We start from the raw sequence: 20,355 nt of genomic DNA, 5'->3' as shown, positions 1-20,355 counted from the left end.
ATCCAAACCGATTATTGAATAACCAGACTTACCGATTGGGTGACCAGAGGAGCCTGAACCAAATCAGAGGATGGGATGTCAGATCTCTTGGTCTCGTAGGTCAGTAAGACATTATAAGTGCCTGCCGCAAGATTTTCAGGAAGCTTCAATTCTACTGCTCTTTTTCCGGAGAAATACAATGCAACGGTCTGCTGATTTTCTGCTATCACCTGATTCTGTGAATTTCTCAAGGTGGCGGTTACGCTTCCCAGATAAGGCGAATTTCCCGTTACCTTAAATTCCGGAATTACACGAACCACGCCGTCTTTAACTTGGGCAGCGATCGGGCCAAATTCCAGTCCAGTAGATACTGCACCCACTTTCTGAAATGCGGCAATAACTTGATCAAATTTGAAGTTGACTTGGGTGGACACTCCTTCCGTGGTTGTTTGCTCTACATCGGCAGTTTGTGCATTGGAAGTGATTTTGACACGAGTAAAATATGTGCCTGCTGCCAAAGTCCGGTCCGGTCTCACCTGAAGTCGGACAGTCTGCTGCTGCTGAGGAGTGAGGATAAACGTGCGAGGAAAGGCCCGAAGTCGATCGCCCATACCAAACTGCTTTTCGCTGAGACTGTCACCATAGACCATGGTCAGATTTCCAGCCTCATCATTTCCCGGATAGCCAAACAGAAAACTTACATTGATTTCCTGAGGGGTATCTCCCGGATTGGTGATGAAAAGGGTTCCTATCCCATTTTGGTCAATAAAAACAGTGGTAGGAGCAATTGATATTTGGGCCAAGGCTGAAAAGGAACCAAGACAGAGAAAGAGTGCAGAAATAACTGATAGGATATGTTTCATGATTCTAAAATTTGAAAAAGCCGACAGAGAATTCTGCCGGCTTTTGTAAGATTAATTGTATTCAACACTAATGTTGAATACTCCCGTGTATAAACCGGTAGCTTGGCCAGAAAGTGCAGGAATCGTACCGCCAACCCAGATGAAATATATCGGATCAACCGCTGGGGTTGTGTCAGGATTGTCAACTAAGGTAATGGTAGAGTTATTAGGAACGGGTAATGCTCCTGACTGAGCAGTGGATACTGCAGCTCCTACCACCTCTGGAGTCATGATCATTGTAGCTGGAGTTGGATCCCCATTGGCTAGCTCCACGGTCGCACTATAGGATACCGTTACACTGGCTGCTGCACCTGCCAAATCAAATCGGGCGACATTGGTAATAGTACCTGTATTTGCATTATCGGTTCCATTGGCATCCAGAACTATGGCACCAGGAGTAGAAGCAGAGATGTTACCAAATGCAATTTCATCCTGAGTTCCATCCAAAGTGATGGTCAAATCCGCCAAAATTGTCGCTGAGGCCGGAGCCGTTGCAGTTTTTTGAGCATTTGCTGCCAATCCCAAACCTGCTGCCAGGCCCAGGGTGAGTACTGATTTTAGAATTGTTTTCATGTGTTTGTTTGTAATTGTTTGTTTGTAATTGTTTGTTTTTGAAATAAATAGGTAAAATAATTCTTGTAAAATCTTGAGTTGCTTAGGACATCCTAATAGTCCTTCGCAGGTAGGCTTCATTGTTTTTTCATAGGCGTGAGATTCTTGATTTTGAAGGTTTTCGGTTTATTTTAAGGGTATTCGATTTTGATGCTCATTCCTTGGATGACTGGCAGGCCTAACCAAGCTTTTAAATAAATTGGCCTCGGCGTGATATTCCTGATCAGACTCGACTTATCGCTTATCTTGAGTTGGTGAATACCGGAGGTAAGTCGGTTGGCCCGTTCAAAGTCAGCGCTTCCGTCATTTAGAAAATAAGCCGTCGGAGCAGGAAGGATTTCCTTTTGAGGGAAAGATACATCCACCAAAAAGGTTAAATTTTCCTGAGCCTGCATGCCTACCCACACTTTAGCCATACTATTTTCCCAAGTTCCTCCATCCCTAGATTCTGCTACCTCTGAGTTAAATTGAATCCCGGCCGGGATTTCCAGACGAATGTTGACATACTGAGCTTCCACATGCCCTGTGACCAGCATCAGCAAAAGAACCGGGACCATATTTACCCACTGCTTAGTCATTACTTGTGAAGTAGACATTGATGGTGACATCCCCCAAATACTGACCCGCATTGACCTGACCGATCGGCCCAAGTTCTCCGTAGAGAAATAGCCAAGCGGTAGACTTGGGACGGACATAATCTCCGGAAACCGGCGTCGGTGGCGGGCCGGGAGCTCCTGCTGATCTTCTACTGACAGGAAAGGATACATTATAAAAACCAACCGGAAGCTGTACTGCACCAGCCTTTGCACTCATTTCGTCTCCCGCCAATAGATTATTGTAAGCCATACCAATTCGGAAAGGCACGGTCTCCTCGGAATCTGTTCCGATTCCATTCAAACTCAAGAAAGTAGGTGCATCTACCTCGACAGTAAGGTCAAATCCATCCGGAGCTTCAATCCGAAAAGCAACGGCCTGATTATCGGAAAGATTGATTGTGACTGCCGGACTATTGATTGAAATATTTGCTTGCTTTTGATTGAAATTCAGGGTAGGGCTCGCCAAAACCGGTGTAATCACAATATCATCGCTTCCCGTCCAGGTGCTGAAATTGATTCGCTGGGCAAAGCCATTCCCGGAAGACCAAAGAACTCCCAGGGAAACCAGCAGGATCCCAATCCGTTTTGGATATGTCAGCCCTTTGATCATCAGATGTATTCCAGTTCGATGATAAATTCGGACAAATACAAGCCCGGTGTTGCCTTGTCTAAATCCAGGTTGGCACCAAGCCATAAAAAAAGTACTCCCTGATCACTTAGCCTCACATTGGCTTCCCCGACCTGCAGCAGAGTACTTTGAAATTGGGTATCTTCAAAAGCTTCGCTGACAAAGTATTGAGCAGAGACTTCTCCCAGCCCTTCATTCTGTTCTTTTAAGATTTCATTCTGAAGAAAGGTAACCCTAACTCTAGCCCGGGGATTCCCAAGGATTTTAAACATTCCCGCAAAACCACTACTGATCGGTGAAACCACAATCTTATTATCAATAATTAAAGGACTGATCAAATCGAGATTTCGGATGGTCAGCATTTGAAGATTGTCAGTTACTGTTGCAGAGGCTCGAACCGAAAGAGTGGCCTTTCGGGTATCGTCCACCTGAGCCTTGGAACTTATTGCCCAAAAACAGATGAGAAGGAATAAAATGATGGGTAAAGAATGCTTCATCAGTTTTTGATCAGTTTTTGGGTGAATTGTCCTGAGGATGTAGTTAGGCGAATGATATACATCCCAGTTTGGAGGTCAATGGCTGAGGGCGTCCAAACCAGCTCCTGTATACCTGCTTCATACACTTGGGCAGGGAATTTGGCAACCTCCTGCCCCATAAGGTTGTAAATAACCAATTCGGCCATTTCAGGAGAGGGCAGATAAAAACGGATTTTCGTCTCTTTGCTAAACGGATTGGGGGAGGGTGCAAATAGCTTAGGAAGTTCAGGCAAATATTCCACTTGACCATTAGGGAATGAACCGATATAAATGGAGAAAGGCCTTCTTGGTTTGGTGCTCGATGTACTTCTGGAGTGAATCAGGTTTGGAGACACCTCCTCTTCCTGGCCAATTTCATAGGGTGTCTGAAAGACCACTGCTTGTGGAATAGACATACCATTTGAATTTTTTCGGGAGTTGAACAGGGGAAGTTTTGGGGCTTCGAAATTGAAGGAATAGAGGTTTTCTTTCCTCATATCAATCGCTTTTTGGTTGATATGATCCATCAGGACGATTTCGGTCTCCGGATTCCAGTCCAACGGCAGTTTCCAATCCATCAGGTAGGTCCCCTTGAATGGTTCTCCTTTTTTCGAAGCAGCTAAATGGAGAGGAATAATTCGACTTTGACCTTCCGCAAGCTGAGGCTGGTGGTTGATAACCAAAGGACTCTTTGTCTTGGTGGAACCAAATGAATAGAGCAAAAGCCAATTTTCTGCGAGCGATTCCAATTGGTAGGCATCCTTGGGATCAGCTCCTTCTTTTCCATCCTGTCCAAAGGAGATTAAGGATTGGGCTCTCAATCCTTCTCCAGCCACATTCAATTCGAGGACGGGATTGGAATCTTCCATTTTTCGACCGTAAAAACCAGCTGAAATGAAAGATTTCGCACCATTGCCTGTAAGCCTCAGAATTGGAGATGGAGCATTTGCTTTCACCCAAAAGGCCTGAAAAGGCTGAATCCTCCCATGTCCTAAAGTCCCGGTGGATCCATTCCAAGTAAGGAATTCCCCTACCGAAGGATCCCAGACATAAATTGTCTGGTCAATATTGGTTTTGTTCCAGCCGCTAGATGCGTAAAAATCAATCACACTGGCGGTTGGATTGGCAATGAGATTAAACCCTTCATTGGCTTGGTTTACCTCAATCAACGTATCCGCCTGAGCCACTAAATTGCTGTCTTTGGGAGTATATGTGACACCGAAATCAAAAAATGAAGAAGCCAAATTCACCTCTGTCCCCGTCACAGAGATGTTTTTTGGCAATGCGTCACTGTAATTGCCCCCTCCGGGTTTGGTATCACCATTGAACACATAAAAATAGTGCCCTCTTCCGGCAGGAACCGTATTGGAAAGATTAGTCGGTTGTCTCCATGACTGAAGGCTTGTTCCCTTGTCTGTTTCATCCCACCAGAGAAGATTGGGCTGAAGGGTTGGATTGGTAGATCCGGGAAACCCCTGAGTTTCAAATCCTGAAGTAAAAGCAGAATAAGTGGACGACACGGGTGATCCAATCATCCGCCATCCTCTGTTTCCTGTTAGGTTTTGCCTGACTTCAAGGGTGGGATTGGACGAACTTCTATTGATGTAAAGTGACCCAGGCTGAAGAATAATGCGTCCGGATCCAGTGCTTACTGAACCTGAAGCATTGACTTCCATGGACCTTCCTGTGGAAAGTGTCAGAGTACTTGAACCGCTAAAGACTAGTGCAGTGGCTACTTGCTGAATATTCCCTGTTGGACTCAAGTTGGAGGCTATGGTTTTTGTACCCAATCCACCAAAGGAAATAGTAAAAAAGTCACCCGTACCGGAATTGGTAATCGTTCCGGGACTTGGACCGGCAAAATTAAAGGTAGAAGTACCCGCGTTAAAGGTTCCTTGGTTAGTCCAGTTACCTCCGACCTGATGTGAGAATGCTCCTGCGGAAAAAGAAGTGCCTGTTCCTATGGTTAAATTACCTCCGATAGTCAATCCAACTACCGCTGTAGTAATAGCCGTGCCGGAAAGCGTGAAATTAGAGCAGATGGCGGTAGTGCTGGTTTGAAGCGTCTTAATACCCGATCCGCTCAGGATCAGATTGCCGTAATTAAAGGCTCGAACGGTCTGATTGCCCGAAAAGTTGTAGTTGACCGTACTGGTACAATTCAGCGTGGTCAAACTGTAATTGGTTGGAAAATTGGTGCCATCCTCACCTCCAACCAACATGCCTGCGTTTGCCCCCATAGAAAAGGTTCCTCCGGCCGAAGCCCTATTGACGGTAAAAGTTCCCAAATCCAGAATCCCCGAGATCACACTCAAGTCAGTGGCTATTAATGTATTTCCGACTGGGGTCACTGTATTATTTCCTACCAGTCCTGTGTTACTGATAGTTAGACTATTGACCGTGCCCGGGAGTCCGTTGCCAAATATCTGATTTGACACTCCTGAGTACTGATAGTTGGCTCCTATATTGAAACTCCTTGTTGTTGTCCGGATATTCCCTGTTAGAGCCGGCGTGGCACTTATCCCCTCGGCTGACCCAATGCGGATTGTAGAACCTGCCTCTGTGGTAAAATAGGCTGAATTCGATGTGTTTTGAATTAGACCATTTGGTCCTAAGGAAAGAGCCCCCCTATTAATTACCCCTTGTTCACCAGGATTATTTCGTCCTGAAAGGTTAATTATACCAAAAACATTTGAACTACAATTTACTCCAAATTCTAAACTCAGTCGTCGCTGACCAGTTCCAGGATTAATTTGAAGGGTTCTACCTGCCAACAAGGACAGCGAAGAAGAAATTACCAAGAAATTCTCTGAATTATTGCCTCCCGCTGAGAAAGTAAGGGTTCCACTGGTTCCCTGAATTTCGATACTGTTGACAGTTAGACCTGGAATATTAGAAACATTAGTTACATTAGAAGGTATTATTACGTTATCCTGGCTTCCTGGAACACCACTTGGACTCCAATTAGACGCATTTGTCCATTCCCCATTAGTTACAACAAAAGTTCTGGTTGTTTGCCCCCAACTTACTCCATACACCAACACCAAAAGCCCGACTAACAGGCTCTTATTAATTTTGATAAGATGTACAAACGAGTGTAAAGCTTGACTCATTAATCAGGGTAATATTATTTTTTACTAGCTAATAACTAGCTACTCCAGGGGTGATTGGGCGAAAAAGCATTTATATATATATGAAATACTTTTTATGTTTATTGTACAGTTCAATTATCGATCCATTTTTATTCAATTGGGATAGAAACAAGAGAAAAACCCGTCTTTCCCCAATTTTTCCAATTAAATCAAGTGTAAAAAAATGTAAATAATTTGAATCTTCAAATGGATGGGCGGTTTTTAATTTATCCAAAAAGTAGTTTGTGAAAATTGATTAGTAGGAAATCGATTTCCTACGACATCTTTATAAAAATGATTACTTCAAAATTTCAGATGGATTAAAACATAACTAAAAATTGACAAAACTATTTTCTTCATAAACTGTTGAAAAGAATATGTATTGGATAATCTTCTTTATACTGCTCGTGAATCCAAAAACAGATACCGATCCTTCTACATTTGTTTGGAAGAACAGAATTATTATATATTCCGGAGAAAATGATTTTTCCACTTGGTTATCTGATGGTTATTCAAATGAGATTTCTGATAGGAAACTCCTTTTTTTTCATTTTCATAAAGACAAACTGATCTCCACAAATTATCCGGGAAGTATTGATCAGAAGTCATTTCTAAAGAAACTTTATCCTGACAAGGATAGGCTGGAGAAATGGGTCTTGGTAGGTCTAGATGGTGAAGTCAAAAACAGCGGATACGGAAAGCCTTCACCGACTGAAATTTTTAAGATAATTGATGCTATGCCCATGAGACAGTCAGAACTCCGACAGGGAAAAAACAGGTAATTATTTGGGTTTTCTATAAAAAAACTTCCAAAAAATACCCGATATAGGGTATGTTTTAGAAGTTTAAGCTTTTCTACATTTAGCGGTGTTTATCCCCTCCATTGTATGAAATTCTTTTACCTATCCTCCAAACCCAATTCACAGGGAGAATTTGAAATCCACGACAAAGAATGTCAACACATTCCCGATTCACTGGATCGAGATTACCTAGGCCCTTTTAACAACGGCCTAGAAGCATTGAGGAAAGCCGAACAACTCAAACCCACTGTATCACTTTGCAAAAAATGCTGTCAATCCACCTTTCAGGCTGTTTTCTTCAAATCGAAAGATTCTAAAGACTAAGTCCTTTATTTTCATCTGAAAACCAATAAGATGAAAGAAGATTCTTGGAAAACCTGAGAATAAAATGGCAAAAATTCGAGAAAGTTATAATTTCGCCCTCCTGAATCGGGGTGTGGCGCAGTCCGGTTAGCGTACACGTCTGGGGGGCGTGTGGTCGCAGGTTCAAATCCTGTCACCCCGACTTGATTATCAAGGAGTTACGAGATACAAAATCGTAACTCCTTTTTTATTTGCTTAAAATTTGCCTAAAAAGTCACTTGATTTCGCCCACTTTTACCTCTTAACTCACATCCTCTCCTTCACCCAATCCACCACCGTTTGGATCAGTTCCTCTCGATCAAGGTCATGAATCAACTCATGATACCCACCCGGAAACAGCCTTAGGGTCTTATCCTCGCTTTGTGCCTTCTGGACAAGAAGCTCAGAGCCTTTGGGATTGGTGAGACCATCCTCCGTACCATGCACCACGAGAACCGGCAGCTCAAAGGAGGCCGCATCGGCCTGTATCACTTGCATCATCTGATACACCTCATGGGCTGTGCGGGCAGGAATGGCCTGGGTATAGTTGAGCGGGTCGGAAAGGTAAGACTGTACCTCTTCTGGGATTCTCGAGATCCGCGTAGCGTCAAGTTTGAGGGCTTTTAGCCGAGGTAGCCACTTGCTTATAATTCCCGACACCGCGATCAGGAACTTGGAGGTGCCTTCGGCCTCCTTAATCGCAGGGGAGCTGAGTATCACCCCTGCTGCCTTGGGCTGATACTTGATCACATAGGCGGCCGCCATTCCTCCTCCCATGCTGTGCCCATACAGAAACGTAGGCAGGCCGGGCAAGTAGGCACACACCTTTCCATACAGAGCATCGATATCCTCCAGGTAGTCTTGATAGGAAGCAAAGTAGGCGTCAGGCTTCCAGTCTACCGACCGACCATGACCCCGTCCGTCAAAGGTGAAGACGGCGATTCCTTCGGCCACGAGCTTTTCCACCAAAGGGGCATATCGCCCGCTATGCTCTCCCATGCCATGAATCAGTAAAAGTCCGGCCTTCGGCGCATCAGGCAGCCAGGCCTGAAGGAAGAGTTTGAGTCCGTCGTGGGTCAGGTAGGAGGTTTCGAGGTGCTTCATAGGTATGGATTGATCCTCTGAAAATAAAAATTTGATTTGGATAAAAACTATCTTGAAGCAAAATCAATCTGTACCAATGCTCAACCCAAAATCTCTACTTAGTACTATTTTTACCTTTTTGGTAATCTTCTCCACTTTTAGTCAAGCTAAGGTCTCATCTGAACGCTTGCAGCGCTATGATGCCTATTTTAAAAAAGAAATCGAGTCGGGCCGACTTCCCGGAGTGGTGACCCTGCTCTACCGACATGGAGAAAAAGTCCACGAATCGGCTTTGGGCTACAGTGACCTCTCGGCCAAGACGCCCATGCAGACAAACCAAATCTTTTTTATCCAATCCATGACCAAACCCATCATCAGTACGGCTTTTATGATGCTCTATGAGGAGGGGTACTTTTTCTTGAGCGATCCGGTTGCCAACTACCTACCCGAATTCAAAGAGATGCGGGTACTACTCGATCCGGAAAAAGGCTCTGCTGGCGGCACAGAGCCTGCCAAATCCCCTATCACCATCGCCCAAGTCTTGAGCCACACGGCGGGTTTTCTCCATGGCATCGGCGGCACCAAACTGGACCGTGAAGTTGCCGAGGCGATCTACATGTCCCAACCTAAAACAATAGAGGAGCGGGTAAAAGCACTTGCTACCCAACCCCTAGCCAGTCATCCGGGAGAAAAGTGGAACTACTCTGCCTCTCCCGATATCCTTGCCCGCCTGATCGAAGTATTTACGGGAATGACAGCGGAGGAATTTCTGAAAACACGGCTTTTTGAGCCCCTAGGAATGAAAGACACCGGCTACAACCTCAGCGATGCCCAAAAATCCCGAATGGTCCAACTTCACAACTTCAATGACACGGGTGTACTCGTCAAATCTGCCCGACAAACCCCGACCTCGGGCAATACGGTATTTGGAGGCACCCATGGACTGTTTTCCACCGTGCAGGATTATTCGCTCTTTGCGAGAATGCTCTTGAATGGAGGAGAGTGGAACGGAAAGCGCTACCTCAGCCCAAAAACCATTGAAATCATGGCCATGGATCAGACAAACGGACTTTTCCAGGATCCTGGGAAAGGATTTGGGTTAGGTTTTGCCGTAGTGGATAACTTGGCAGACTCCAAATCATTAGGTTCCGAAGGTACCTTCTACTGGAGCGGAGCGTATTGCACCTATTTTTTTATCGACCCCAAGGAAGAACTCGTTGCGATATTCATGACTCAAGTCAATCCTTTCAGTTCGCATTATGAAAACAAGTTTAGGCAGATGGTCTACCAAGCCATCGAGTGAAATCCAAAAACTGGTCTAAACTCCCCTCCTTCCTGATTTTTCTCAGTATTTTCAGGAAAGTAATGTCATTACTTTGCAATCATTCAGGCTTCTTTCTTATGCGGAAAAATAGTTCATCAAATGCCAGATTGGGTACAGTTCAAGTACTGATACTTTTGTCTCTTGGGCTTTTTTCCTGCAGAAAAACAGCAGAAGAAGTCACCTATCCCGAGAAAAAATCCCTAACCGAATCGGTCTATGCCTCAGGATTGGTCAAAGCCAAAGATCAATATGAGGCTTTTACTCTGGCGAGCGGCCCCATTCAAGAAATCTACCTCGAAGAAGGGGATTCGGTCAAAGTGGGAACTCCGATTCTGCAGGTATTCAGTGAACGGGAAAAACTGGGCCGGGAAAACGCACAACTTTCCCAGGCTTTTGCGGACCAACGAGAAAACCAAAGCCGAATCCGGGATCTCGAGCTCGCCATTGACTTGGCCAAAAGCAAAAAACAAAACGATTCCCTTCTCCTTGTCCGTCAGAGGCGACTTTGGGCACAGGGAATAGGATCAGCGGTAGAACTGGAGCAGCGGGAGCTTAATTTTCAAAACTCCAAAACCGCCTACGAATCCTCCCTACTCCGCTACCGGGATCTGAAGCGGGAGATCGAATTCAACTCCAAAAGTGCCTCCAAGAATCTGGCAATAAGTGATGTCCTACTGAGTGATTATGTCCTAAAAAGCAAGATTGATGGTGTGGTGTATTCGATACTAAAAGAAAAAGGAGAAATGGTCAGCCCACAAACTCCTCTTGCCATCATCGGAAGCGCAGGTGACTTTTTACTGGAACTTCAAGTGGATGAATACGACATTTCCAAAGTGGAAGTCGGTCAGCGGGTTTTGGTCAATATGGACAGTTTCAAGGATCAGGTGTTTGAAGCCAAAATCAGCCGAATCTATCCTATCATGGATTCCAAGAGTAAGAGTTTCACGGTCGAAGCCGTTTTCACCAAGGCACCGCCCAAGCTTTTTCCCAATCTCACCCTGGAAGCCAACATCCTAACTCAGGTAAAGGAAGAAACCTTGGTCATCCCAAGAAACTACCTCTTGCCTGAAGATAGAGTCATACTCGAAAACGGAGACACAGTTTCCGTCAAATCCGGGATCAAAACTTATCAGTTTGCCGAAATTCTGGAAGGGATCGATGAAAAAACCGCCTTAAAAAACCCCATTCAATGACCTGGCAGCTGATCATCGAAATCGCCAAAGCACTCATGATGGCCCGGAAAAAGCAAACCCTGATTGCTGCCACAGGGGTCATGTTCAGCATCACGATGTTTGTGGCGTTGTTGGGTTTCATGAATGGTCTTAATACCATGCTGGACAGCTTGGTACTCAATCGGACTCCACACATCCGTTTTTACAACGAAATACGGCCCAATCCCAATCAACCGATTGACCAAAGTGTAGAATTTGGCCAATCACTAAATGTCATCCGATCCATCAAGCCCAGCACCAGCCGCCTTGCAATTCATAATAGCGCCTCTATCATCCGGGATCTGAAGGCAGATCCCAGAGTCCACGGAGTCAGTGCCAAAATCTTCAGCCAAGTGTTTTTCAACGTAGGTACCATCGACCTCACCGGTGTGGTAAATGGCATCGAGGTAGAGAAAGAGGCCGAACTTTTCGCTTTTACCGACTATGTGACTGCCGGCAACTATGCCGATCTGAACCAGACCAATACCGTCATACTCGGCAAAGGCGCCGCTGACCGAATGATGGCCAATATAGGAGATGTGATCCAGGTGACTACCGCCCAAGGCAACAGAGTGCAGCTAAAAGTGGTGGGGTATTTCCAAAGTGGACTGGGAGATTTTGACAACGTCAACAGCTATGCTTCTCTGACCACTGTCCAAAAAATGCTCGGAGAGTCCCCCTCCTACGTCACCGATATTCAAGTCAAGCTCCATGACCTCAACCTCGCACCTCCCATGGCTCGGGAACTGGAAAGCATCTACCAAATCGATGCCGACGATATCCAAACGGTCAATGCTCAGTTTGAAACCGGTACCCAAATCCGCACCCTGATCAGCTATGCGGTGGGTATTACGCTCTTGGTGGTATCCGGCTTTGGGATTTACAATATCCTGAATATGATGATCTACGAAAAACTCGACACCATCGCCATACTCAAGGCCATTGGGTTCAGCAGCCGGGATGTGAACCGGATTTTCATCGCAATCGCTCTGACCATTGGAATCATCGGAGGAGTTTTCGGTTTGATTTTCGGATATCTTGCGGGACTCACGATTGATCAAATCCCTTTTGAAACACAAGCTTTACCTACGATCAAGACTTTCCCTGTGGACTATAATCCCAAATACTACATTATTGGGGGCACCTTCAGTCTGATCACCACCTATTTCGCAGGATTCTTTCCTGCCCGTAAAGCCAGTATTGTCGATCCAGTAGAAATCATCCGGGGAAAATGAACCATCACGATCCCATTGTGCTCGAGGCGAAAAACATCGATAAGTTTTTCTACAACCCCACCGAAACCCAAGTGCTCAAGCAGGTCAGTTTCCAGATCATGCGCGGAGAATTTGTCTCGGTTGTGGGAAAATCAGGATGTGGAAAGTCAACCCTGCTTTACATCCTTTCCACCATGGATACTGACTACCAGGGAGAGCTATACTTGGACGGAGAGTTGATCACAGGTAAATCCTCTACCTACCTTTCTCAGCTCCGAAATGAGAAAATTGGGTTCGTTTTCCAGTTTCACTACTTGCTTCATGAGTTTTCCACTTTGGAAAATGTGATGATTCCCGCCTTGAAACTAGGTAAATATACAAGAGAAGAGATCGAGCATCGTGCCATGGAAAAACTGCGGATCTTTGACATGCAAGATCATGCGCTGAAAAAGGCCAACCAACTTTCCGGTGGACAAAAGCAGCGTGTAGCCATCGCCAGAGCCCTGATTAATGATCCCCTGCTGATCATGGGAGACGAACCTACGGGAAACCTGGACAAGAAAAACTCGGACATTGTATACAACAAATTCAGAGAGTTAGCCAAAGACTTTGGGCAGACGATGCTGATTGTGACACACGACCCAGAGTTTGCTGCCGGCACCGACCGGACGATCGAGATGGAGGATGGACGCGTGGTGAGTTTTGAGTAGGCACGTCACTGCGAGGAGGCACGAGGAAGCAGTCTCCCAATCGGAAACGTCACTGCGAGGAGGCACGACGAAGCAGTCTCCATATTTTTATTCTCCTCATCGAGACTGCTTCGGGCCAGTTAAGACTGAATTCTATTTTTTTTTCTTCCAAAACGCTCCACGCTATGACGGTCGCTTTACCGCGAACGAACCCTATTTTATGTGATTTATTTTCTACAATATCACCACTTATGCATCAAGTAAAACTCATAGATGGCCAAAATAAAAGTATGAGACCAACCTGAAATCTTAAAGATTATTCTCCTCGGCCTGTTTCAAAATCTGATTGAAGATGTTTACTTTCGAAAAGATTGGTGAACATCATTTTTAACTGATTTATCAGCAAATGACTGTTTAAAGATTCACCAGGCTTCATTTTATAGACCTTGTTATGAAACATTTGATTAAGACCTTGTTCTTTTTGGCAGGGATTTTTACCGTAAACACGTCCTTTGCTTTCCAAAATACTTGGGCGAAAGATTCCTTAGCCTTCTACGAGAAGCAGTTTTGGAAACTAGTGAATGCCAAAAAAAGCGAAGAAGCTCAAAAAATAATTTTCCTTATCGAAGACAAAGCACTGGAAAACCTTGATAGTAAGTACTTTGACTTTTATGAATCTACTTTAAAAAAAGAAAATGAAATTCCTTACCCTGAGCTCCTCGGTGATCTACAACGTGCCCGGGGGACTATGGAATTTTACAGAGGCGATATCCTAGCCTCCAAAAGCGCATTCAAAAAGGCACGAATGCATTATGAAAAAGCCAAACTATCAAATAGAGTGGCGGGCATGACCATGAATATAGGCATCATGCAGGAAAAGGGAGGCTTTTTTGACTCTGCTATCCTGAACTACCGGGAAGCACTCCCGATTTTTGAAAAAGAAAAAGACATCCCTTCCTTGGCAAGCGTTAATGAAAACATAGGATTGGCTTATATCCAAATATCTGAAAATCAGAAAGCACTCGACTATTTCATGAAAGCTGATTCACTCCTCAACACCTATCTAGACTCTATGGACAACCGGTGGATTGGACTGTATCTAAATAAACAAATAGCGCTGAGTTACCTAAACCGACAAGATGAAGGTTTGAAAGTGTTATTGAAAGGGCTAAGGATAGCCGAACACAACAAAAATGATCAAGGAATCGGCAAAATACACTACAAATTGGCTGTGGTCTACCAGTATAAAGGGGAAAAGGAAAAACAATACAAGGCCTTATTGACTGGCAAATCTTACCTTAACAAAACTCAAAACCTCCTGGATATTGCCAATGTCAATTCAGCCTTGGCCCTGTACCATCTCGGCTCCTCCTATTTGGATTCAGCGGTCTATTACACCATGGAGTGTCTTAGCTATTTTGAACCTCAAGGCTTTACACAAGAAGTCGGTACTTCCTATGGGACGTTAGGAAACGTAGAGTTTGAAAGGAAAAATTACGATCAGGCGATCACTTACTTCAGAAAGGCTTTGGAAAAATTCAACAAAGAATCCCAAGATTATGCGGGCTATCTTTTTAACATTGGTTTTGCCTATAACAAATTAGGCAATACTGCTTCCGCACTTGACTATCTCGAACGGTCCCTTGCCATTAGAAAAAAACTCAATATCCCGGTGGATCTTCGGGAGTCTTATCAGGGATTGGCCGAAACCTATCAGAGGAGCGGCGATTATAAAAAAGCGTTCGAAAATCTCACCCTCTTTCAGGCGTACAACGATTCCGTTTTCAATGAGACTAAAAATAAACAACTGGCAGAATTGGAGACACTCTACGAAACGGAGAAAAAAGATAAGGCCATCGCAGATTTGGAACAGGAAAAAGAACTTCAAAATCTACGTGCAGAAAAGCAACAGGCACAAATTTACCTAAGTGCTGGTGGATTGGTGATTTTGCTGGGTGTATCCGGATTGTTTTTCAGACAAGCAACTATGCGTAAAAAGCATAATCAAGAACTTGAGATCAAAAACACGGAAATCGCCAAGCAAAATGCAGAGAGGGAATTGCTACTGAAGGAAATTCACCATCGGGTAAAAAACAACCTTCAGATTATTTCCAGCTTGCTGAGTATGCAAACACGTGGCTTGAAGGATGAAAAAATGAAAGATGCGATGAAAGAAAGTCAAAGCAGGGTCAAAACCATGGCCTTGATCCACGAAAAGCTCTACCAGTATGAAAACCTTTCCAAGATCAATATGCAGGAGTACATCCAGCAGCTCAGTGACTTTTTGACCCAAACCTATCGGTCTGACAAAGAAATCAAAATCACCATTGAGGCGACAGATGTCAATTTGGATATGGATATGGCCATTCCTTTGGGATTGATCACCAATGAACTCCTGTCCAACTCACTCAAATATGCCTTTGAGGAACAGAATCATGGAGAAATCATCATTCATTTTACACAAAAACTACCTGGCTCTTATTCTCTGCTGATTAAAGATTCAGGCAAAGGACTCGCCGAAAATCTGGACATTGAAAATGCAAAATCTCTTGGATTGAAACTGGTAAAGACGCTAACCAGACAGATCAATGGTCAACTCAGAATTGTACCCCAGCCGGGTGCTTCTTTTGAGATTGAGTTTACAGAGCAGGCTTTGGCTGCCTGAGGTCATAGAGGCGGCATGCATGATACCCAAAAAGTTTACCGGATTTTCTTAAATCATTTTGTCCCAATTATGAACCAGTGTATCAAAATTTGTTTTGTCTTTCTTGGTCTATTTCAATTAACTAATGGCTATTCCCAAAGAAGTACTTGGGCCAAAGACTCGTTGGCTTATTATGAAAAAATCTTTTGGTCTCAAATCAAAGCTCAAAAACATTTAGATGCAAGAAATACGATTAAGGACATAGTCAATAATGCCTCTGAGGATCTTGATCCTATGGTATTTGATTTTTTGAAGGTTACTTTAAAAAAATCCAAGGAAATCCGAGATGCTGATGTTTTGGGCAATTTGGAAATGGGACTTGGTACGTTGGAATATTACAGGGGGGATATCACAGCTGCAAAGGAAGCATTTAAGAGAGCTAAAACTATTTATTCCAATGCCAAAATGCTAAATGAAAAAGCCGGAATGGCCATGAATATTGGTGTTATGCAGGAGAAGGGGGGATTTTATGATTCGGCTATTTTAAACTATCAAGAGGCCCTTCCTATATTTCAGCAGGAAAAGGATACCCTATCTATGGCAAGTGTAAACGAAAATATAGGACTAGCCTTTGTCAAAAGATCCCAATACCAGAAGGCACTAGAATTTTTTACCAAAGCGGATTCCTTAATTGCCACTTACTTGGATTCTTTGGAAAATAGGTGGATAGGCCTTTACATCAATACAAATCTCGCTTGGATCGGCTTAAACCGACAAGACGAGGCACTCAAAGTGCTGCTGAAAGCACTACGAGTGGCTGAACATAACAAGAACAAGGTAGCAATCGGAAAAATCAATTATAGATTAGCTGGCATCTACGAATTTTTGGGAGATGATCAAAAGAGGTATAAAGCCTTAATGACGAGTAAAACCAATTTTAAAGACAATCAAAATTTACTTGATATTGCCAATCTCAATTCCTACTTACTTGAATACCACTTTGATTCAAAAGATTTAGACTCAGCTGTAGTCTATGCACAGAAATGTCTGGAGTTCTACGAACCCAATGGTTTTACTTTAGATGCGGGAATCATCTACGGCATGTTGGGAAATGTTGAAATGGAGAAAGAAAATCATAAAGAAGCAATTGGTTATTTCAAAAGGGCCTTGGATAATTTTGGAGATGAAAATCCTCAAGAATCAGCTGGATACCTTTTCAATATTGGCATAGCTTTTAATAAAATAGGAGACTATAAATCTGCCCTGGAATTCATTGAACGCTCTCTTGCAATCAGAAAAAACCTCAATATCCCTGCTGATCTCCAAGAGTCTTATCAGGGTCTGGCTGAAACCTATCAGCTAATGGGCAATTATCAAAAAGCATTCGAAAACTTGACCCTCTATCAAGCCTACAAAGACTCTGTATTCAATGAAACTAAAAACAAACAATTAGCTGAACTGGAAACTCAGTATGAAACAGAAAAAAAGGACAAAGCAATAGCTGATCTGGAACAAGAAAAAGAACTTCAGAATTTAAGATCCGAAAAGCAGCAAGCACAAATCTATCTCAGTGTAGGCGGGCTGGTAATTCTCTTTGGGATAGCAGGATTATTTTTTAGACAATCCACCATCCGCAAAAAATACAATGATGAGCTGGAAACCAAAAACGGAGAAATCGCCAAACAAAGTGCAGAACGAGAACTATTGCTGAAAGAAATTCACCATCGGGTAAAAAACAACCTTCAGATTATTTCCAGCTTGCTGAGTATGCAAACACGTGGCTTGAAGGATGATAAAATGAAAGATGCGATGAAAGAAAGTCAAAGCAGGGTCAAAACCATGGCCTTGATCCACGAAAAGCTCTATCAGTATGAAAACCTTTCCAAGATCAATATGCAGGAGTACATCCAGCAGCTCAGTGACTTTTTGACCCAAACCTATCGGTCTGATAAAGACATCAAAATCACCATTGAGGCGACAGATGTCAATTTGGATATGGATATGGCCATTCCTTTGGGATTGATCACCAATGAACTCCTGTCCAACTCACTCAAATATGCTTTTGAAGAACAGAATCATGGAGAAATCATCATTCATTTTACACAAAAACTACCTGGCTCTTATTCTCTGCTGATCAAAGATTCAGGCAAAGGACTCAGCGAAAATCTGGATATTGAAAATGCAAAATCTCTTGGATTGAAGCTGGTAAAGACGCTGACTAGACAAATCAACGGAAAACTCAAAATTGTACCTCAGCCGGGTGCTTCTTTTGAGATTGACTTCTCAGACCAACCCATAGCTGCCTAAATCAATTTGACTCCTAAGAATTTTTCAACCCACGAACAAAATTATCCGGAAGTTCTTGAAGAGTCGAAGATGAAATTTTATAACCAAAACTGATCAGTCCATCTGCCATAAACTTGATCCACAGCAAAATCAAATCAGAAAGAAAAGGAAATCAAATATTCTAATAAACCATACCCAAGAAATTGAGCAAGTTGAAAATATTGATCGTGGAAGATGAACTGGTCATTGCAGAAGACCTGAAAGAAATCCTGGAAGAACTGGGCTATGAAGTATGCGGAATCGCCATCAGCAGTCGGGAAGCCTTGGCCCTGATCGATGAAAAATCCCCTGATCTCGCACTGTTGGATATTCAGATAAAAGGTGGCAAAGACGGCATAGAACTGGCGGCAGAAATCAACGAAAATTACCATCTGCCCTTTATCATGCTGACTTCCCATGCAGATATCCATACCATCAACCGAGCCAAGGAAGTAAATCCCTACGGATACTTGGTAAAACCATTCAATGAAAAAGAAATCTTGGCTGGGATCGAACTGGCCATGGCCAACTTTGCCAAGGATCAGACGAGAAAAAAGGAAGAAGAAAATTCACAGGATTTTGTACTTAGCGATAGTCTTTTTATCCGTACCAATGGGATGCTGGTCAAGCTTAAGCTTCAAGACATCATCTACCTGGAAGCGGATGCCAACTATACCCAGGTCCATTCCAAAGACAAGAAGTTTGTGATCAGGTCTACCCTGAAGGAACTGGAAGGAAAGTTGGACCCAAACCGATTTGTACGAGTTCATAAATCCTTTTTAATCAACCTGGCAGAAATAGACAGTATTCAGGCAGAGTCGGTCCACATCTCTGGGAAAGAGATTCCTATCAGCCGAAATCAATACAGCTGGCTTCTCCAGCAAATCAAAATGCTGTAAGTGGCAGATTGACATTTTTTCACCTTTCTTTCACATTCTTTGTGTATTACTCCCTGAAAAGGTTACACTTATCCGGATTGGAAATAGATTCGATTGCTTTGAAAGATTAAATCAATTGAATCATGAAAATTCCAAAATCTATTTTGAAAAAGAGGTTCTGACCTCTTTGTGATGAGATCCAACTTGTGGTTTGAACTACACCTTAGTTGAGAAGGGACGCCAGACTTCTTTTGCTTTTCCTAAAAAGCTGATAGCTCTTGAATCCCGGAGACAGATTCTTCCCTCCAATTCGCTTTGACGGAGGGATGGCTCTCCAGAAAATGGAACCAAAAGATGGCATACAAACAGGATCATTTTTGACTTCTTCCTTTTGGATGGAGAAAGCTTGGGCCATGCTCGAAAGTAAAGTAGGTATCAGACCTTGGTATGTTTTTGCATCAGGTTAAATGGGCATTAAGGAAGATCATTAAAAGGTTTAATTCTTAAAACACATAAAAACAACCTAATATTTTACTGATAAACAATCACTTAGCATCTAATTCATCTAACTCAGTCCAAAATTGAAAGCAGTGAAGATTTTTATTCTTGAACATGAAATTCCTCAAGCCGACCGAATCAAAATTCTGTTGGAATCCTCAGGATATGACGTAACATGGACTATTCTGAGCAAAAAGGAAACCCAAAAGACCTTAAGTCAAAACATCAACACTTGTAAAGTTTTGTCAGTTGAGGTTGATGGAAATCAAAAAGTAAAAGGAATTTTGGACATCCCAAAAACAGCGCATCAAGAGGGTGTACTTCCGTGCAAATCGACCCCATTGAAAGGAGTCATTGATGGTGAATACAACCCTTTTGGTTCTACTGCCAAAGAGAAGGATTTGGAATCGGATGAACCTGATAACACAAGAAAAGTCTTCAGCTCCAGCAAAACCAAACAGGGCTTTTTTCCAACAGGAATCCAGTCCTCACATAGCTTCATTTTCGAAGACAGTTTTTTTATTCGATCCAACAGTGCCTTGGTAAAACTCAAATTTGAGGACATCATCTATTTGGAGGCAGATGCCAATTATACCCAGATTTTCACAAGTGGAAAGAAATATAGTATTCGTGCGTCCTTAAAAGAGCTGGAGGAGAAAATCAAAGATAAACGATTCGCGAGAGTGCATAAATCGTTCTTGATCAATTTGGAAAAAATAGAAAGCATACACGCTGAATCAATCCAAATTGACAACAGAGAAATCCCAATAGGAAGGCAACAATACAGATGGCTTCTAAGCCAAATCAAAATCCTGTAATCTTCCAGATTGACATTTTTTAGCACTTCTTCGACAAGAAATGTAAGTTCTTCCCAAGGCCAAAATACAGGCTAGTATTGAGGGTAAATTCAGTCAAATGAAAACGATTTGACTATGAAATTTAAATCATCCTTTTCTCAATCAGCATTCTGGGCCTCTATTCCAA

At 43.2% G+C, this 20,355-nt stretch carries 18 protein-coding genes and 1 tRNA gene; 12 read left to right on the top strand and 7 right to left on the bottom strand.

The window, feature by feature from the left end:
• Nucleotides 1–11: 11 nt before the first annotated feature.
• From DDT91_RS11900 to DDT91_RS20825, 6 genes are all read right to left on the bottom strand, one after another.
• Complete coding sequence (locus DDT91_RS11900; protein WP_187176413.1) at nucleotides 12–842, bottom strand: hypothetical protein; 831 nt, start codon at nucleotides 840–842, stop codon at nucleotides 12–14.
• 51 nt (nucleotides 843–893) lie between these two features.
• Nucleotides 894–1,454: a DUF4402 domain-containing protein gene (locus DDT91_RS11895; RefSeq protein ID WP_187176412.1), complete on the bottom strand. Its 561-nt coding sequence runs from the start codon at nucleotides 1,452–1,454 to the stop codon at nucleotides 894–896.
• 170 nt (nucleotides 1,455–1,624) lie between these two features.
• The gene (locus DDT91_RS11890; RefSeq protein WP_187176411.1) at nucleotides 1,625–2,071 is read right to left on the bottom strand and encodes a hypothetical protein; all 447 of its coding nucleotides are present in this window, start codon (nucleotides 2,069–2,071) and stop codon (nucleotides 1,625–1,627) included.
• Nucleotides 2,064–2,699, bottom strand: a complete 636-nt coding sequence (locus DDT91_RS11885; RefSeq protein WP_222718637.1) for a hypothetical protein — start codon at nucleotides 2,697–2,699, stop codon at nucleotides 2,064–2,066. Before DDT91_RS11885 ends, DDT91_RS11890 begins: the two co-directional genes overlap by 8 nt.
• A complete protein-coding gene (locus DDT91_RS11880; protein ID WP_187176410.1) occupies nucleotides 2,699–3,214 on the bottom strand; it encodes a hypothetical protein in 516 nt (171 codons plus the stop codon). Before DDT91_RS11880 ends, DDT91_RS11885 begins: the two co-directional genes overlap by 1 nt.
• Entirely contained in the window at nucleotides 3,214–5,670 is a 2,457-nt protein-coding gene (locus DDT91_RS20825) for a T9SS type A sorting domain-containing protein (RefSeq protein WP_187176409.1), read from the bottom strand. The genes DDT91_RS11880 and DDT91_RS20825 overlap by 1 nt, the downstream gene beginning before the upstream one ends.
• A gap of 1,070 nt (nucleotides 5,671–6,740) precedes the next feature.
• Here DDT91_RS20825 and DDT91_RS11870 point away from each other — a divergent pair.
• From DDT91_RS11870 to DDT91_RS11860, 3 genes are all read left to right on the top strand, one after another.
• Nucleotides 6,741–7,145 (top strand): DUF4174 domain-containing protein, encoded by a 405-nt coding sequence (locus DDT91_RS11870; protein ID WP_187176408.1) that lies wholly within the window; start codon nucleotides 6,741–6,743, stop codon nucleotides 7,143–7,145.
• 105 nt (nucleotides 7,146–7,250) lie between these two features.
• Nucleotides 7,251–7,487 (top strand): hypothetical protein, encoded by a 237-nt coding sequence (locus tag DDT91_RS11865; RefSeq protein WP_187176407.1) that lies wholly within the window; start codon nucleotides 7,251–7,253, stop codon nucleotides 7,485–7,487.
• Between the two features lie 106 nt (nucleotides 7,488–7,593).
• Nucleotides 7,594–7,668 (top strand) — tRNA-Pro (locus DDT91_RS11860).
• Between the two features lie 104 nt (nucleotides 7,669–7,772).
• Here the strand turns inward: DDT91_RS11860 and DDT91_RS11855 are convergent.
• A complete protein-coding gene (locus tag DDT91_RS11855; RefSeq protein ID WP_187176406.1) occupies nucleotides 7,773–8,609 on the bottom strand; it encodes an alpha/beta hydrolase in 837 nt (278 codons plus the stop codon).
• A 76-nt stretch (nucleotides 8,610–8,685) separates the two neighbouring features.
• On the opposite strand from DDT91_RS11855, the gene DDT91_RS11850 reads away from it, so the two are divergent.
• From DDT91_RS11850 to DDT91_RS20820, 9 genes are all read left to right on the top strand, one after another.
• Entirely contained in the window at nucleotides 8,686–9,891 is a 1,206-nt protein-coding gene (locus DDT91_RS11850; RefSeq protein ID WP_187176405.1) for a serine hydrolase, read from the top strand.
• A gap of 98 nt (nucleotides 9,892–9,989) precedes the next feature.
• Complete coding sequence (locus tag DDT91_RS11845; protein ID WP_187176404.1) at nucleotides 9,990–11,105, top strand: efflux RND transporter periplasmic adaptor subunit; 1,116 nt, start codon at nucleotides 9,990–9,992, stop codon at nucleotides 11,103–11,105.
• The gene (locus DDT91_RS11840) at nucleotides 11,102–12,358 is read left to right on the top strand and encodes an FtsX-like permease family protein (RefSeq protein WP_187176403.1); all 1,257 of its coding nucleotides are present in this window, start codon (nucleotides 11,102–11,104) and stop codon (nucleotides 12,356–12,358) included. Before DDT91_RS11845 ends, DDT91_RS11840 begins: the two co-directional genes overlap by 4 nt.
• Nucleotides 12,355–13,047, top strand: a complete 693-nt coding sequence (locus tag DDT91_RS11835) for an ABC transporter ATP-binding protein (protein ID WP_187176402.1) — start codon at nucleotides 12,355–12,357, stop codon at nucleotides 13,045–13,047. The genes DDT91_RS11840 and DDT91_RS11835 overlap by 4 nt, the downstream gene beginning before the upstream one ends.
• Before the next feature lie 430 nt (nucleotides 13,048–13,477).
• Complete coding sequence (locus DDT91_RS11830; protein WP_187176401.1) at nucleotides 13,478–15,691, top strand: histidine kinase dimerization/phosphoacceptor domain -containing protein; 2,214 nt, start codon at nucleotides 13,478–13,480, stop codon at nucleotides 15,689–15,691.
• Nucleotides 15,692–15,760: 69 nt separating this feature from the next.
• Nucleotides 15,761–17,977 (top strand): histidine kinase dimerization/phosphoacceptor domain -containing protein, encoded by a 2,217-nt coding sequence (locus tag DDT91_RS11825; RefSeq protein WP_187176400.1) that lies wholly within the window; start codon nucleotides 15,761–15,763, stop codon nucleotides 17,975–17,977.
• 182 nt (nucleotides 17,978–18,159) lie between these two features.
• Complete coding sequence (locus tag DDT91_RS11820) at nucleotides 18,160–18,894, top strand: LytTR family DNA-binding domain-containing protein (protein WP_187176399.1); 735 nt, start codon at nucleotides 18,160–18,162, stop codon at nucleotides 18,892–18,894.
• A gap of 257 nt (nucleotides 18,895–19,151) precedes the next feature.
• Complete coding sequence (locus DDT91_RS11815; protein WP_187176398.1) at nucleotides 19,152–19,340, top strand: hypothetical protein; 189 nt, start codon at nucleotides 19,152–19,154, stop codon at nucleotides 19,338–19,340.
• A gap of 123 nt (nucleotides 19,341–19,463) precedes the next feature.
• Complete coding sequence (locus DDT91_RS20820; protein ID WP_187176397.1) at nucleotides 19,464–20,189, top strand: LytTR family DNA-binding domain-containing protein; 726 nt, start codon at nucleotides 19,464–19,466, stop codon at nucleotides 20,187–20,189.
• The last annotated feature ends 166 nt before the right edge of the window (nucleotides 20,190–20,355 follow it).

This window comes from Algoriphagus sp. AK58 (genome assembly GCF_014324365.1).
In the GTDB taxonomy this organism is placed as follows: Bacteria; Bacteroidota; Bacteroidia; order Cytophagales; family Cyclobacteriaceae; genus Algoriphagus.
The sequence above is the reverse complement of the archived record's forward strand: the minus strand, read 5'-3'. Positions and strand labels throughout refer to the sequence as shown.